The 15,685-nt window shown below is 72.5% G+C and carries 10 protein-coding genes; 1 reads left to right on the top strand and 9 read right to left on the bottom strand.

Features of this window, described 5'->3' with window-relative positions; all coding sequences use genetic code 11:
* Positions 1–21: 21 nt before the first annotated feature.
* The 6 genes from KZJ41_RS11995 to KZJ41_RS11970 form a co-directional block, all read right to left on the bottom strand.
* Positions 22–4,845, bottom strand: coding sequence for an NAD-glutamate dehydrogenase (locus KZJ41_RS11995; RefSeq protein ID WP_006930528.1), 4,824 nt, complete (start codon positions 4,843–4,845; stop codon positions 22–24).
* Between the two features lie 108 nt (positions 4,846–4,953).
* Positions 4,954–5,370, bottom strand: a complete 417-nt coding sequence (locus tag KZJ41_RS11990; protein WP_168579522.1) for a thioesterase family protein — start codon at positions 5,368–5,370, stop codon at positions 4,954–4,956.
* Complete coding sequence (ettA, locus tag KZJ41_RS11985; RefSeq protein ID WP_006930524.1) at positions 5,363–7,036, bottom strand: energy-dependent translational throttle protein EttA; 1,674 nt, start codon at positions 7,034–7,036, stop codon at positions 5,363–5,365. Before ettA ends, KZJ41_RS11990 begins: the two co-directional genes overlap by 8 nt.
* Positions 7,037–7,117: 81 nt before the next feature.
* On the bottom strand, positions 7,118–8,245 hold the full coding sequence (locus tag KZJ41_RS11980; protein WP_029543063.1) for a lipase family protein: 1,128 nt from the start codon (positions 8,243–8,245) through the stop codon (positions 7,118–7,120).
* A gap of 78 nt (positions 8,246–8,323) precedes the next feature.
* A complete protein-coding gene (locus tag KZJ41_RS11975; RefSeq protein WP_044475560.1) occupies positions 8,324–9,388 on the bottom strand; it encodes a lipase family protein in 1,065 nt (354 codons plus the stop codon).
* Between the two features lie 74 nt (positions 9,389–9,462).
* Positions 9,463–10,590, bottom strand: a complete 1,128-nt coding sequence (locus KZJ41_RS11970) for a S9 family peptidase (RefSeq protein WP_006930518.1) — start codon at positions 10,588–10,590, stop codon at positions 9,463–9,465.
* A gap of 98 nt (positions 10,591–10,688) precedes the next feature.
* On the opposite strand from KZJ41_RS11970, the gene KZJ41_RS11965 reads away from it, so the two are divergent.
* Positions 10,689–11,522, top strand: coding sequence for a tryptophan-rich sensory protein (locus KZJ41_RS11965; RefSeq protein ID WP_044475557.1), 834 nt, complete (start codon positions 10,689–10,691; stop codon positions 11,520–11,522).
* Here KZJ41_RS11965 and KZJ41_RS11960 read toward each other — a convergent pair.
* Genes KZJ41_RS11960 through KZJ41_RS11950 form a run of 3 tightly spaced genes read right to left on the bottom strand, consistent with a single transcriptional unit; the run spans position 11,519 to position 15,670 of the window.
* On the bottom strand, positions 11,519–13,552 hold the full coding sequence (locus KZJ41_RS11960; RefSeq protein WP_006930510.1) for a cytochrome c oxidase assembly protein: 2,034 nt from the start codon (positions 13,550–13,552) through the stop codon (positions 11,519–11,521). The genes KZJ41_RS11965 and KZJ41_RS11960 overlap by 4 nt on opposite strands.
* A 31-nt stretch (positions 13,553–13,583) precedes the next feature.
* Positions 13,584–14,804, bottom strand: a complete 1,221-nt coding sequence (locus KZJ41_RS11955) for a VWA domain-containing protein (RefSeq protein ID WP_185712688.1) — start codon at positions 14,802–14,804, stop codon at positions 13,584–13,586.
* Entirely contained in the window at positions 14,801–15,670 is an 870-nt protein-coding gene (locus KZJ41_RS11950; RefSeq protein ID WP_006946617.1) for a MoxR family ATPase, read from the bottom strand. The genes KZJ41_RS11955 and KZJ41_RS11950 overlap by 4 nt, the downstream gene beginning before the upstream one ends.
* Positions 15,671–15,685: the final 15 nt, after the last annotated feature.

The following is a 15,685-nucleotide window of genomic DNA, read 5'->3' as shown; positions in this document are numbered from 1 at the left end:
ACCCCGGCGTGCTTCAACTGCCTACCTCCTGTCGGGTGCGCCGGCGCGCACCATGCTCCTGACCTGACGCGCCGCCACGGACAGCGTCGCGAGGTCCAGATTTCCAGACAGGAAGATCTCCTCGAGCGCCGACCTCGCCCGCCCGAGCCGCGAGCCGTTGGTCAGCTCCCAGTCCTCGATCATCTCGCGGGTGCTCTCGCCGGGTTCGGCGGTGCCGAGCACGTCGAGGGTGAGCGTGCGCAGCGAACCGTACAGTTCGTCGCGCAGGGCGAGCCGGGCCAGCGAGTGCCACCGGTCGCCGCGCTCGAGGGCCGTGACCGCGGACAGCAGCCAGTCGATCCCCATGTGCGCGTCCATCGCGTAGTACAGCTCGGCGACCTCGGCCTCGTCGCGTTCGGCGATGTCGGCGATGTCGATGACGTCCAGCAGCGGGAACTGGTCGAGGAGGCGGAACACGTCCCACGTCAGCTCCTCCGGGGCGCCACGCGCGAGCAGCGGCTCGGCGCGTTCCTTCAGGTCCTGTACGTGGTGGCCCTGCATCCACTCCTCCACGCGCGGCGCGAGCCGCGCGAACATCGCGCGGTACCGGCTGATCTCGGCACCGACGGCCAGGGGTTGCGGCCGGTTCGACAGCAGCCACCGCGACGCCCGGTCGAGGACGCGGTGCGATTCGAGCAGCAGGTCGTCGGCGACGGCCGCGGTCGTGTCGGCCGCGCGGATGCGCGCCCACAGGCCGGGCAGGCCGAAGATCTCGGTGACGGCAGCGTAGGCGCGGATGGCGTCGGTGCTCGACGCGCCGGCCTCCTCCGAGAGCCGGTAGACGTAGGTGATCCCGCCGTTGTCGACGGTCTCGTTGGCGAGGATCGTCGCGACGATCTGCCGGCGCAGCGGGTGGGACTTGATGCCGGTGCGGAAGGGTTCGCGCAGTTGCCGCGGGAAGTACCCGGGCAGCCGGCCGGCGAAGGTGTCGCTGTCGGGCAGGTCGGTGTCGAGCAGGTCGTCGGCGAGTGCGAGCTTGACGTGGGCGAGCAGGGTGGACAGCTCCGGGGAGGTGAGTCCCTCCCCTTCGAGGCGGCGCCGCTCGATCTCGGCGTCGCCGGGCAGTGCCTCGAGGGAACGGTCGAGACCGCGTTCGGCGACGAGGTCGGCGATCAGCCGCTGGTGCACCCCGAGCATCGTGGGCGCGCCGGTGCGGGAGTAGCCGAGCAGATTGTTCTGGGACATGTTGTCCTTCAGAACGATTCGCCCGACCTCCTCGGTCATGGATTCGAGCAGCGGGTTGCGGTCGGTGGACGTGAGGGCGCCGGCGGTGACCATCGAGTCGAGCAGGATCTTGATGTTGACCTCGTGGTCGGAACAGTCGACACCGGCGGAGTTGTCGATCGCGTCGGTGTTGATCTTGCCGCCGGCCCGGGCGTACTCGATGCGGCCGCGCTGGGTGACGCCGAGGTTGCCGCCCTCCCCGACCACCCGGGCGCGGACGGTGGCGCCGTCGACGCGGACCGCGTCGTTGCCCTTGTCGCCGACGTCTGCGTCGGTTTCGGTGGCGGCCTTGATGTAGGTGCCGATCCCCCCGTTCCACAGCAGGTCCACCGGCGCCCGGAGGATGGCGCGGATCAGTTCGGGGGGCGAGAGCTCGGTGACGTCGTCGTCGAGTCCGAGCACGCTACGGGCCTGGGGGCTGAGCGGGACGGACTTGAGCGAGCGCTCCCACACCCCGCCGCCGGTGCTGATCAGGTCCGCGTCGTAGTCGGCCCACGACGAGCGGGGCAGGTCGTACAGGCGGCGCCGCTCGGCGTACGAGGCGGCGGGCTCCGGGTGGGGGTCGAGGAAGATGTGCCGGTGGTCGAACGCGGCCACCAACCGGATGTGGGTGCTCAGCAGCATGCCGTTGCCGAACACGTCGCCGCTCATGTCGCCGACGCCGGCGACCGTGAAGTCCTCGCTCTGCGTGTCGACGCCCAGTTCGCGGAAGTGTCGCTTGACGCTCTCCCACGCGCCGCGCGCGGTGATGCCCATCGCCTTGTGGTCGTAGCCGGCCGATCCGCCGGAGGCGAAGGCGTCGCCGAGCCAGAACCCGTACTCGCGGGCGACCTCGTTGGCGAGGTCGGAGAAGGTGGCGGTGCCCTTGTCCGCGGCGACCACGAGGTACGTGTCGTCCCCGTCGCGGCGGACCACCCGCGGTGGCGGCACGGCCACGCCGCGGGCGCGGTCGAGGTTGTCGGTGACGTCGAGCAGGCCCGCGATGAACCGCCGGTAGCAGGCCTCCCCCTGCGCGCGCACCGCCTGCCGGTCGGCGGCCGCGTCCCCGGTCGGCGCGACGGGGCGCTTGACCACGAAGCCCCCCTTGGCACCGACGGGGACGATGACGGCGTTCTTCACGGCCTGGGCCTTGGCGAGCCCGAGGATCTCGGTGCGGAAGTCCTCGCGCCGGTCCGACCAGCGCAGGCCGCCGCGGGCAACGGAGCCGAAGCGCATGTGCACACCCTCGACGTCGGGTGCGTAGACGAACACCTCGAACTTCGGTCGCGGCTGGGGCAGTTCGTTGATGCGGGTCGGGTCGAGCTTGAACGACAGGACCCGGGCGGGCGCGGCGTCGGCGCGCGAGAGCGCGACGGCCCCGTCGTCGCCGGACACGAAGTAGTTGGTGCGCAACGTCGCCCGGATGAGGCCGAAGAGACCGCGCAGGATCCGGTCGGCGTCGAGGCTGACGACGGCGTCGATCCGGCCGACCAGTTCGGCGGCGGCGTCCTGCTCGCGGTCGGCGGACGCCTCGTCGGGGTCGAACATCGCCTCGAACAGTTCGGCGAGCAGCGCGGTGGTGTCCGGGTCGGCGAGCAGCACACCTTCGATGTGGTACTGACTGTAGGGGAAGCCGGCCTGCCGCAGGTACTTCGCGTAGGCGCGCAGCATCATGGCCTGCCGCCAGCCCAGCCCGGCCCGCAGGACCAGTTCGTTGAACCGGTCCGGCTCCGAGAGCCCGTGCCACACGGCGGCGAACGCCGCGGTGACACGGGTGGTCACCCTCGGGTCGGGTTCGAGGTCGACGGGCAGGACCAGGCCGAAATCGTAGATCCAGCAGCTCATCCGGTCGGCGCGGATGATCTGGTACGGGCGCTCGTCGAGCACCTCGACGCCGAGGCTCTGCAGCACCGGCAGCACCTGGCTGAGGGTGATGCCCTCGCTGCCGATGTAGAGCGTGAAGCGCCACCGGCGCGGGTCGGCGCCGGGGGGCCGGTACAGCAGCAGGTCGATGCTGCCGTCGCGCAGTGCCTCGAGGCGGGCGATGTCGGCCAGCGCCCGGACGGCGTCGAAGTCCTCCTTGTAACCGTCGGGGAGCGCCTCCGCGTAGCGCTGCACCAGCACGGGATCGACGGTGTGGTCGGTGGCGGCCAGGTCGGCGAGGTGGTCGTCCCAGCTGCGGCTGGCCTCGGTGAGCAGGGCCTGGATGCGCAGGCGATTCTCCTCGGAGGTGTCGATCCGCGGCAGGGCCTGTCCCGGCGGGGTCCGGATGGTCACGTGCAGCAGCGCCAGGTCGCCCTCCGTGACCCGGGCGGTGTAGTGGATGGAACCCCCGCCGTACTCGCGCATCAGGATCTGCTGCATCGCGACCCGGACCCGTGTGTTGTAGCGGTCGCGGGGCAGGTAGATCAGGCACGAGACGAAGCGGCCGTAGGGGTCGACCCGCAGGAACAACCGCAGTTGCCGGCGCATCGCGACCACCGCGGTGACGGTCTCGTAGAGGGTGTCGGTGTCGGCGGAGAACAGTTCCACCCGGGGCAGCGCCTGCAGCACCTCGAGCATCGCCTGTCCGGTGAAGGACGACAGTTCCACGCCGGCGCGGGCCACCACCTCCCGGACCCGGCGCGCCAGCACGGGAATGTCGAGCACGTTCTCGTGCAGCGCGGTCACGGCCAGCACACCGAGGAACCGGTGCTCGCCGACGACGCGACCGTCCGGGCCGAGGACGGCAACGCCCACGAAGTACGGGTACACCGAGCGGTGCACCGTGGCAGGCAGGGACGCCTGGGTGAGCACCAGCAGCGGCCGGTCGGTGGCCTCGACGGTCGCCGACATGTCGATCACGTCGTCGGCGGCGAGGTCGGAACGCAGCACCCCGAGACCACTGCCGGGCACGGCGCGGGCGTGCCGCGTCCCGGAGGCGTCGGCGACGATGTCGTAGCGCCGGTAACCGAGGACGGTGTAGTTGCCACGCGCGAGCCAGCGCAGCAGCGCCGCCGTCTCCCGCAACTCCTCCGCGGCGTGCCGCGGCGGCGGGTTCTCGGCGAGCGCGTCGAGTTCGACGGCGAGATCGCGTTCGCGGGCGAGCATCGCGGCGGTGTCGGCCCCGACCTGCCGCACGTCGGCGAGCACACCGCCGATCTCGGTGCCGACGGTGTCGAGGGTGGCCTCGGAGGTGGCCGGGTGCAGCTGGACGTGAATCCACGACTCCGCGACGAAGCCGTGCGGGGGCGTGGTGTCGGCCACCATCTCGAGCAGGCGTCCGTCCTCGTCGCGCCGGACGGACACGACGGGATGGACGAGTTCGCGGATGGCGACGCCGAGCCGGGTCAGCAGCGCGATGACGGATTCGACGAGCAGCGGCATGTCGTCGGTGACGATCTGCAGGGCGGCGCCGACGCCCCACCGATCGCCGGGCCGGTAGACGCGGGTCAGGACGGCGTCGGCACTCCGCTCGCGGCCGAGGTCCAGGTGGGCGGACAGGGCCGGATCGGGGGCGTCGAGGGTGTCCGCGTAGCGGCGGTAGACGTCCTCGAGCGCGGCCGCCGAGAGCTCACCGCGCCGGTTCGACGAAACCCCCTGGGGTGTGGCGGACTCGGCCATGGTGCTCACTCCCTCATTCGCCGCCGGAAACCGGCAGCGCCGCGGACAGGCTCTGGTTCGAGCCTATCCGCGGCGCCGGGTGTGAGGGGGGAATCCCGCGCCGGGTGGTCAGGCGACCGGCGCGGCGACGTACTCCTCGAGAACCGCCCGCTCCTCGGCGGACAGCGGCCGGGAGGTCTCCGTGCGCGGGTCGAACCCGACGAGCACCGCGTCCCCGGAGCCGCACGGATTGCCCTGCACGTCGGTGATCACGTGCCGCAGGGTGTACGAGCTGTTGCCCACGTGCAGTACCGAGATGGCGACGGTGATCGGGCCGGAGTCGTCCTTGAGCGGACGCAGGAACTCCACGTCCATCTTCCGCACCACCACGGCGCCGCGCGCGAACGGGCCGCTCTGCAGGAACTTGATCCGGGCTTCCTGCATGTACTCCACGAACTTCGTGTTGTTCACGTGCCCGAGACGGTCGGAGTCGGCCCAGCGGACCTCCAGCGTGCAGGTGAAGGTCTTCTGCCCCGGCTCAGTCACGGGTGAGCTTCCGGTGGGTGACGCGGTGCGGACGCGCCGCCTCCGCCCCGAGCCGCTCGACCTTGTTGGCCTCGTACGATTCGAAGTTGCCCTCGAACCAGAACCACTTGCCCTCCTCGACGTTGCCTTCCCACGCGAGGATGTGGGTGCAGGTGCGGTCGAGGAACCAGCGGTCGTGGGAGATCACGACGGCGCAGCCGGGGAACTTCTGCAGCGCGTTCTCGAGCGAGCTCAGGGTTTCGACGTCGAGGTCGTTGGTCGGCTCGTCGAGCAGGATCAGGTTGCCGCCCTCCTTGAGGGTCAGTGCCAGGTTCAGGCGGTTGCGCTCACCACCGGAGAGCACCTCGGCCTTCTTCTGCTGGTCCGGGCCCTTGAACCCGAAGGCGCTGACATACGCGCGCGAGGGCATCTCGTTCTGGCCGACCTCGATGTAGTCGAGTCCGTCCGAAACCACTTCCCACACCGTCTTGTTGGGGTCGATGTTCGCGCGGGACTGGTCGACGTAGCTCAGCCTGACGGTGTCGCCGACCTTCACGGTGCCCGAGTCGGGCTTCTCGAGGCCGACGATGGTCTTGAACAGGGTGGTCTTGCCGACACCGTTGGGACCGATCACGCCGACGATGCCGTTGCGCGGCAGCGTGAACGACAGGTCCTTGATCAGCACGCGGCCTTCGAATCCCTTGTCGAGGTGGTCGACCTCGACCACGACGTCGCCCAGGCGCGGCGGTGTCGGGATCTGGATCTCCTCGAAGTCCAGCTTGCGGAACTTCTCGGCCTCGGCGGCCATCTCCTCGTAGCGGGCCAGACGGGCCTTGCTCTTGGTCTGGCGCGCCTTGGCGCCGGACCGGACCCACTCGAGCTCCTCCCGGAGGCGCTTCTGCAGCTTCTGGTCCTTCTTGCCCTGCACCTCGAGGCGCTCGGCCTTCTTCTCCAGGTAGGTGGAGTAGTTGCCCTCGTACGGGTGCAGCTTGCCGCGGTCGACCTCGCAGATCCACTGCGCGACGTGATCGAGGAAGTACCGGTCGTGGGTGACGGCGAGGACGGCGCCCGGGTAGCTCGCGAGGAACTGCTCGAGCCACAGCACCGACTCGGCGTCGAGGTGGTTGGTGGGCTCGTCGAGCAGCAACAGGTCGGGCTTGCTCAGCAGCAGCTTGCACAGGGCGACGCGGCGGCGCTCACCGCCGGAGAGGTGGGTGACCGGCTCGTCCGGCGGCGGGCAGCGCAGGGCATCCATGGCCTGCTCGAGCTGCGAGTCGATGTCCCAGGCGTTGGCGTGGTCGAGTTCCTCCTGGAGCTTGCCCATCTCCTCCATCAGCTCGTCGGAGTAGTCGGTCGCCATCAGCTCGGCGATCTCGTTGAACCGGTCGAGCTTGACCTTGATCTCGCCGAGACCCTCCTCCACGTTGCCGCGGACGGTCTTCTCCTCGTTGAGCGGCGGTTCCTGCAGCAGGATGCCGACGGAGGCTTCCGGGTCGAGGAAGGCCTCGCCGTTGCTGGGCTGGTCCAACCCGGCCATGATCTTGAGGATGGACGACTTGCCCGCGCCGTTCGGTCCGACCACACCGATCTTGGCACCCGGGTAGAAGCTCATGGTGACGTCGTCGAGAATGACCTTGTCACCGTGCGCCTTGCGCACCTTCTTCATCGTGTAAATGAACTCCGCCATAGGTCCAGCGTATCGGGCGGACCCGCAGAACCCACATCCCGGACGACCGGGCCCGCCCGGCGGGACCCGGGAGCGGGCCGGCTACGACCCGAACAGCCGCGCCACGAACGGGGTGGTGTCGGGCAGGGACCGGGTCATGGTCGTGTTGTGCCCGGCCACGTACACCCGGTAGTCGGCGTCGGCGCCCCCCGCCCGCAGGTCGGCTGCGAGTTTGGCCGACAGCGGCGCCGGAACCATCGTGTCGTGGATGCCCTGGGCGAGGAACACCGGCCGGTCGTACCCGCTCGTCGGGACGCCGAGGTAGTCGGCGAATACGGCGGGGAACCGGCCCGCGGACAGCGGCAGCGCCGCCAGCTCACCCACCCGCACCCCGTCGGCGAGCGCGTTCAGCTCGTTGTAGCAGAGCTGTTCGGCCGCGTCGACGAACTTCCGCCCGGTCGGGGTCAGGTAGCTGTTCACGTCCAGGTCGGGCTGGGCGGCGCGGAGCCCGGCGAAGATGTAGGAACTGAAGGCCACCAGACCCTCGAAGCCCGGATCCGGGAATCCGGGTCCGCCCATGGGAAACAGCTGCTCGAGGTTGGACGGCGCCCCGGTGGTGACGGTGCCGCGGAAGTCGAGCTCCGGGGCCCGCGACGAGGCCCGGTGCGCGGTGTGCAGCGCCGCGTGCCCGCCCTGGGACTGGCCGACGACGACCCAGCGCTGCGACAGCGACGGCTCGGCGGCACGGCCCGCGCGCACGATGTCGACGACGCTGTTGGCGGCGCTCTGCCCGTCGAGATACGGGTGGACGCCCTCGGTGCCCAGGCCCGGATAGTCGGCCGCGACGACGGCGTAGCCCTGGGCGAGCCAATGCTCGAGGTACGGACGCTCGAGATCGGACCACGGGTGCCGCGACGGGGCGCAGCCGTCGGCGATGCCGACGGTGCCGTGCGCGTAGGACACCACCGGCCAGCCGCCCGCCGGGGCCGGCCCCGGCGGGAGGAACAGCACGCCGGTGCCGACGGCCGGAGCGCCGGAGCGCCACTCGGTGCGGTAGGTGAGCCGCTCGGCGACCGCGGCACCCGGCACCGACATCTCGGCCGGCAGCGGCTCGACCGACACGATCGCGCCCGGCGCGGGGTCGGCGGCCGCGACGGACGGGGCGAGCACGCCCGCCAGCACCGCGCCGATCGCGCCCAGCGCCCGTCGCCACCGTCTGTTCCGGCCCATGAAGTCCTCCGCTCGTCCGAGGGGCGTGCCGATCGTCGGCATGCGCCACCTCGCACGTCGGTCGCCGGCCGTCCCGCGTTACCGGACGAATCGGGCGGCCACGAACGGTGTCGTGTCCGGGAGCGCGGCGAAGAGGGTGGCGAAGTGGTCGTCCGGATAGGTGCGGTAGTCGACGTCGGCGCCACCGGCCCACAGGTCGGCGACGAGCTTGAACGACAGCGGCGCGGGAACCATCCGGTCCCGCAATCCCTGGCCGACGAACAGCGGCCGGTCGTAACCGCGGGTCGGGACACCGAGGTAGTCGGCGAGCGCGGCCCGCATCCGGTCGTCGCCCAGCGGCCGGGACAGCAACTGCCCCACATCCACGTCGGCGGCGCGGTCCTCGAGATCCCCATAGCAGAGGTACTCGGCGGCGTCGACGAGATCGCGTCCGACGGGCGTGAGGTAGCTGTTCACGTCGAGGTCGGGGCGTGCCGCCCGCAGCCCGGCCATGATGTAGGCGCTGAACGAGACGAGCCCGTCGAGGTCGAGGTCGGGGAAGCCGGGCACCCCGAACGGGAACAGCAGCTCGAGGTTGGACGGCGCACCGGTGGCGACCGCGCCGCGGAAGTCGAGCTCCGGCGCGCGCGCCGTGGCCCGGCGCGCGGTGTGCAGCGCCGCGTGCCCGCCCTGCGACTGGCCGACGACCACCCACCGCTGCGACAGCGACGGCTCGGCGGCCCGGGCGGCGCGGACGACGTCGACGATGCTGTTCGCGGCGGTGGGCCCGTCGAGATACGTGTGCAGGCCCTCGGTACCGAGGCCGGGATAGTCGGCGGCCACCACCGCGTAGCCCTGCGACAGCCAGTGCGCGAGATACCGCCGCTCCCGTTCGATGCGCCGGTTGCGCGACGGCGCACAGTCGTCGCCGATGCCGACGGTGCCGTGCGCCCACGACACGACCGGCCAGCCTCCGTCGGGTGCCTCACCCGGCGGCAGGAACAGCACCCCCGTGCCGACGGCGGCGACGCCGGACCGCCACTGGGTCCGGTAGGTGAGCCGCTCGGCGACCACGGCACCGGGCACGGAGAGTTCGGCCGGCAACGGTTCCACCGACATCACCGCGCCGGGCACGGGTTCGGCGACCGCGACGGCCGGGCACATCACGGCCACCGACGCGCAGGCCGCCCACAGCGACCGGCGCACTCCCCACCTGCTCACGGCGCAACCCCTCTGCTCTACCTGCCGAGCAATGTCGCCGCGAACGGCGTGGTGGCCGGCAGGGCGTCGAACATGGTCTCGGAATGCCCGTTGGGGTAGGTGCGGTAGTCGACGTTCGTGCCCCCGGACCACAGGTCGGCGACGAGCTTGAACGACAGCGGCGCCGGCACGACCTGATCCCGCAGCCCCTGACCGAGGAACAGCGGCCGATCGTAGCCGCGGGTGGGCACCCCCATGTAGTCGGCGAGCGCGGCACGCATGCGGTCGTCGCCGAGCGGGCGGGCGAGGATCTCCCCCACGCCGATGCCGCGGACGCGGTCGCCGAGGTCGGCGTAGCAGAGCCGTTCGGCGTCGTCGACGACGTCCCGCCCGACCGGGGTGAGGTAGCTGTTCACGTCCAGGTCGGGCCGCGCGACCCGCAGGCCGGCCAGGACGTAGGACAGGAACACGGTGGTGCCGTCCAGGCCCAGATCCGGAAAGCCGGGACCGCCGAACGGGAACACCGTCTCGAGGTTCGACGGCGCGCCGGTGGCGATCATGCCGCGGAAGTCGAGTTCCGGCGCCCGCGTCGTGGCCAGGCGCGCGGTGTGCAGGGCGGCGTGACCGCCCTGCGACTGGCCGATCACGATCCACCGGTTCGACAGCGAGGGCTCGGCGGCGCGGGCGGCCCGGACGACGTCGACGACGCTGTTCGCGGCGCTCGGCCCGTCGAGATACGTGTGCAGGCCGTCGCCGCCCAGGCCGGGATAGTCGGAGGCGACCACGGCGTAGCCCTGGGACAACCAGTGCCCGAGGTACCCCCGGTCGCGGTCGCTGCGCGGGTTGCGCGACGGGGCGCAGTCGTCGCCGATGCCGACGGTGCCGTGCGCCCACGACACGACCGGCCAGCCGCCCGCGGGGGCCTGGCCGGGCGGCAGGTACAGGACACCCGACGCGGTGGTCTCCGCACCGGACCGCCACTGGGTGCGGAAGGTCAGCCGCTCGGCCGTGGCCGCACCCGGCACCGACAGCGCACCGGGCAGTGACTCGACCGCGACCACCTCGCCGGGCGCGGGCTGCGCGCCGGCCGTCGCGGGCACGACCAGCCCGGCCGCCACGGCGCCGATGCACGCGAGCGCCCGCAGCCGCCACCCCGTACCCCTCATCGCACTCCTTCCGTCGTCGGTGCCAGGCGCTCAAGTTAACAGCCGAGCCCGAACGGACGGGACGTTTCGGACACGGCGACGCCGGGCATCTTCCGGGGATGACGACTTCCCCGGCGAGCTCGACGCGACCCCAGGCCACCTCCGCCGACCGGCTCCGCGTCGCAGGCGTCGCCGTGTCGGCGATCACCGCGGTCGCCGTCTCCTTCCTGGGATCCGGGGCCGTGGTGGGCACACCGATCTCCGAGGTGGCCGGTGGGGCGCTGTCCGCCGACGCGACGGCGGTGGCGCCGGGCGGTCCGGCGTTCTCGATCTGGTCGGTGATCTACCTGGGCCTGCTGGCGCTCGCGGTGTGGCAGGCCCTGCCCGCGCACCACGCCGACCCTCGCCAGCGGACGCTCGGCCGGTGGATCGCCGCGTCGATGCTGCTCAACGCCGCGTGGATCCTCGTCGTGCAGCTCGAACTGCTCGCGGTCAGCGTCGCGGTCATCGCCGCGCTGCTGGCCGTGCTGGTCCGGATCTTCCTCGGCCTGACCCGCACCGCGCCGTCGTCCCGCCTCGAGGGCGTCGTCGTGGACGGCACCATGTTCCTGTACCTGGGCTGGGTGGCGGTGGCCACGGTCGCGAACACCGCGGCGGCGCTGCGCGCCGCGGAGGTCGACCCGTTCGCGCTGGGCGCCGACACCTGGGCGGTGCTCGTCCTGGTCGTGGTCGCCGCGGTGTCGGTGCTCCTCGCCGTCGCCGGGCACGGGCGGCTCGCCGTCGCCGCGGCCATGGCGTGGGGGCTGGTGTGGATCGCGGTGGCCCGCAGCGGCGACACCGGCTTCACCTCCACCCCGGCCGCCGTCGCGGCCGGCGGCGCGGCGGCCGTCGCGCTGCTCTCCGCGGTCGGCGTGCGACTGCGCACCGAGACCGCGCGGCGCCGGCGGCCCTAGTGGCCCTCGCGGTCCCGCCGCGCCAGCTCGGCGAACATCGCGTTGTGGGCGGCGAGATCGGCGTCGTCGTCCCGCTCGGCGGCGCGGTCCACCCGTCGCGCGGTGCGCTCGTCGCTGCGCGACCACTGCACCAGCAGGGCCAGCATCACCAGCACCAGCGGGATCTCCCCGGCCGACCAGGCGATGCTGCCGCCCACCTTCTGGTCGGCGAACAGGTCGCTGTTCCAGGCCAGGCCGAGACCGCGGTAGTAGGACTCGGCCATCACCGTGCCCATGCTCATCAGGGTCACACCGAAGAACGCGTGGAACGGCAGCGAGCCGAACACCATCGCCAGCTTCGTCACCGGCGTCACGTCGCGCGGCGACGGGTCCACGCCGATCACGACCCAGTAGAACAGGTAGCCGCTCATCAGGAAGTGCAGGTTCATCAGCACGTGCGCGGCGTGACTGTCGGCGTTGGCCTCGAAGATCCCGCCCAGGTACAGCGCGTAGAAGCCGCCGACGAACATCACCGACGCGACGACCGGATGGGTGAAGAACCGCGACGGCGGGCTGTGCAGGAACGCCAGGAGCCATTCACGCGGGCCGGGGTAGCCGTCGCGGCCCGCCGGTTTGAAGGCCCGCAGCGCCAGGGTCATCGCCCCGCCGAGGGCGAGCAGCACGGGCGCCAGCATCGACATCGCCATGTGGGCGCCCATGTGCACGCTGAACATCGCCGGCGAGTACATGCCCACGCCCGACGACGTGGCGACCAGCAGCACGAAGCAGCCGGAGAACCAGGCGATCGACCGGCCGACGGGCCAGCTGTCGCCGCGCCGGCGCAGCGTCCACAGCCCGATCGCGTAGCCGACCGCGAGAACCAGGGCGATCGTGCCGAAGATCAGGTCGAAGCGCCACGCGCCGAAGAAGAGGGTGCCGACCGTCGGGGGGCCGTCCAGGTTGTAGCCCAGCTCCACCTCGAGCAGCGACGGCACCGTCGCCGGCGGGGGCGGCGGGGTACGGCCCAGCCCCACGGCCAGTCCGACGGTGGCGGCCAGGATGACGGCCTCGACGGCCGCGAACCGGACAAGCGCGCCCCGGTCGTCGGGGTTCGCCTCGAGCGCGGGCAGCGCGCGGCGCCGCTGCATCCATCCGAGGGCGCCCAGGGCGATCAGCGCCAGCGCCTTGGCCAGGACGAGCCGGCCGTAGGTGCTGGTGAGCAACTCGTCGGCCGGCAGCCGCACCGCGGCGTTGACGATGCCGCTCAGGGCCATCACCGCGAAGGCCACCCCGGCGACGAACGAGAACCGGCGGGCGGCGAGGTCGGTGTGCGCGCCGCGGCGCCACCCGTGGGCGAGCAGGGCGAACAGGCCGCCCGCCCACACCGCCGCCGCGACCAGGTGCAGCACCAGGCTGTTGGTGGCCATGTCGTGCGATCCGCCCGACGACGAGTGCCCCGTCAGGGCCAGCGGCATCAGCGTCACCAGGGACAGCAGGAGCAGGTACGGCACCCACGACCAGCGCACCGCGGCGCGGATCAGCACCGCCAGGATCAGGGCGAGCGCCGCCGTCCACGCCCACGCGAGCGCGGTGTCGATCTGCCCGATCGCACCCCACAGGTTCTCCGGCTTCAGCGCCTCGGCCAGCGGCTGCCCGGATGTGTCGGACAGGGTCAGCGGCACCAGCACCGCCGAGCAGAACGCCCAGATCAGGGCGGCGGCGCCCGCGGTGCGCACGGCCCGGTAGCCGTCCACGTCGAGCACCCCGCTGCGCTGCGGCGGTACCAGGAACGCGGCGAAGAACAGCGAACCGACCGCGGCGACGGCCGCGACCTCCGCGATCGCCCGCACCGCGGGCAGCCCGTAGGTAGTGAGCGGACCGGGGTCGGGGATGCCCAGCAGCACCAGCGCCTGCGCGGCGGACAGGCCGACCACGATCGGCGCGACGACCGCGGCGACGAGCCCGAGGAGGACGTACAGTGCCGACGTGTTGCGCCGCCCGGCCGGCGGCGAGGACGTCGGCGCGGCCGACGCGAGCTCGGGTGATGCCATACCTAACAGGGTAGGACCTCGACGAGCGCCGCTACGACGGGCCGTCGGAGACGTGCGCCACCCGGCCGGCGGCCGGGTCGAGATCGAACACCGCGCGCAGGGCATCGAGGGTGTCGGCCGCCAGCAGGGCGTCGCAGTGCGGCAGCGCCGCCGCCATCGGCCCGGTCTCGGGACGGTACCCGGGCCGGCCGGCCCGCGGGTTCAGCCAGATCAGCCGGTGCGCGCGGCGGCGCACCCGCGCGACGGCCCGGCCGAGGGCCTGCGGATGGTCGCTGTCCCACCCGTCGGAGGCGACGAACACGACGGCGCCGCGCAGCAGGTTGCCGTGGTGGGAGGCGAGCAACGCCTCGAGGCTGCCGGCGATGTGGGTGCCGCCGTAGCGGTCGACGACCGTGTCGTTGGCGCGGGCGACCGCGTGCTCGGCGGAGCGGTGCGCCAGGGTCGCGGTGAGCCGGGTCAGGCTCGTGGAGAACGCGAACACCTCGGCGTCGCCGGCGCGCACCGCGGCCCGCATCAGGTGCAGGTAGATGTCGGCGTAGCCGTGCATGGAGCGGCTCACGTCGCACAGCACCACGATCCGGCGCGGACGGCGGATCGGGCGGGCGCGGCGCAGGCGCACCAGTTCGAACCCGGTGTGCCGGGACGCGTCGAGGGTGGCGCGCACGTCGAGGCGGCCGTGGTGGTGCGGCATGCGGCGGCGGCCGAGGCGCCGCGGCCAGCGCACCCGGGCCTGCTCGAGCCACTGTCCCAGGGTGCGCAGGTCCTCGGGCCGCAGGTCGGCGAACGGCTGGTCGGCGCGGATCTCGACGGGGCTCGGGGCCCACGGCCCGGGCCGGACCGTCTCGGGCGGTTCGCCGGACCGGCGCGGCCTGCGGGTGTGCCACGGCACGCCCGGCTGCGGCGACGCCGGCGCCGGGTTCGGCGCCGCACCCTGCACGACGGCGTCGCCGGCACCGACCGTCCCGTCGGGGCCGGTGCGGCGGGCGTGCGGGTCGACGGCGAGGACCTGGTGGTCGAAGACCTCGGCGAACACGGCGTCGAATGCCGCGAGCGCGTCCTGCCGATCGACGAGGGCCACCCGCGCGGTCCAGTACAGCCGGCTGCGGGTGCGCGGCGGGTACAGCCGCAGCGCCCGCACCAAGGTCGCGGCGGCGGTCGCGGCGACGGGCACGCCGGCGCGGCGCAACCGGTCGGTGAGCGCCACGGTGAACGCGGCGAGGTCGACGCCGCGCAGCAGCAGCGCGGTGCTCACGCCCGGTACTCCTCGTACTCGGCACGGATCGTGGTCCGGTCGTCGGGGGTCTTGGCGAGCGCGGTCAGCGTCGCCACCGCGCCCGGGTGGACCAGATCCCCCACCCCGAGCGCGACGAGCGCGGACACCCAGTCGATGGTCTCGGCGATGCCCGGCGCCTTGTCCAGGTCCAGCCGGCGCACGGAGGCGACGAAGTCGGCGGCCGATTCGACGAGCGCGAGGTTCGCGGCGGGGACGGTGCGGCGCAGGATCGCGACGGCGCGGTCCCGGTCCGGGTAGTCGATCCAGTGGTAGAGGCAGCGCCGGCGCAGAGCGTCGTGCAGGTCTCGGCTGCGGTTGGAGGTGAGCACGACGATCGGGGGCCGCGCGGCGGTGAGGGTGCCCAGTTCGGGGATCGTGACGGAGAACTCGCCGAGGAACTCGAGCAGCAGCGCCTCGAACTCGTCGTCGGCCCGGTCGATCTCGTCGATGAGCAGTACCGGCGCGGTGGGGCCGCGGTGCCGCACGCAGCGCAGCACCGGCCGCTCGAGCAGGAACTCCTCGGTGTAGAGGTCGGCCTCGCTCAGACTCTCACCCCGGGTCTCGGCGAGCCGGATCGCGAGCAGTTGCCGCTGGTAGTTCCAGTCGTAGAGGGCCTCGCTCGCGGCGAGGCCCTCGTAGCACTGCAGCCGGATCAGCTCGGTGCCCACGGCGGCGGCGAGGGCCTTGGCGGCCGTGGTCTTGCCGACGCCGGGCTCGCCCTCGAGCAGCAGCGGCCGGCCGAGCTCCACCGCGAGGTACAGGGCGGTGGCGGTGCCCTCGTCGAGCAGGTAATCCTGGTCGTCGAACCGGCGGATGACATCGTCGACGCCGCCGAACACGCTCATCGGCCGGCTCCCGGG

The organism is Rhodococcus sp. 11-3, from assembly GCF_023704055.1.
In the GTDB taxonomy this organism is placed as follows: domain Bacteria; phylum Actinomycetota; class Actinomycetes; order Mycobacteriales; family Mycobacteriaceae; genus Rhodococcus; species Rhodococcus aetherivorans.
Note: the sequence above shows the minus strand (reverse complement) of the source record. Positions and strands in the feature narration are given on the sequence as shown.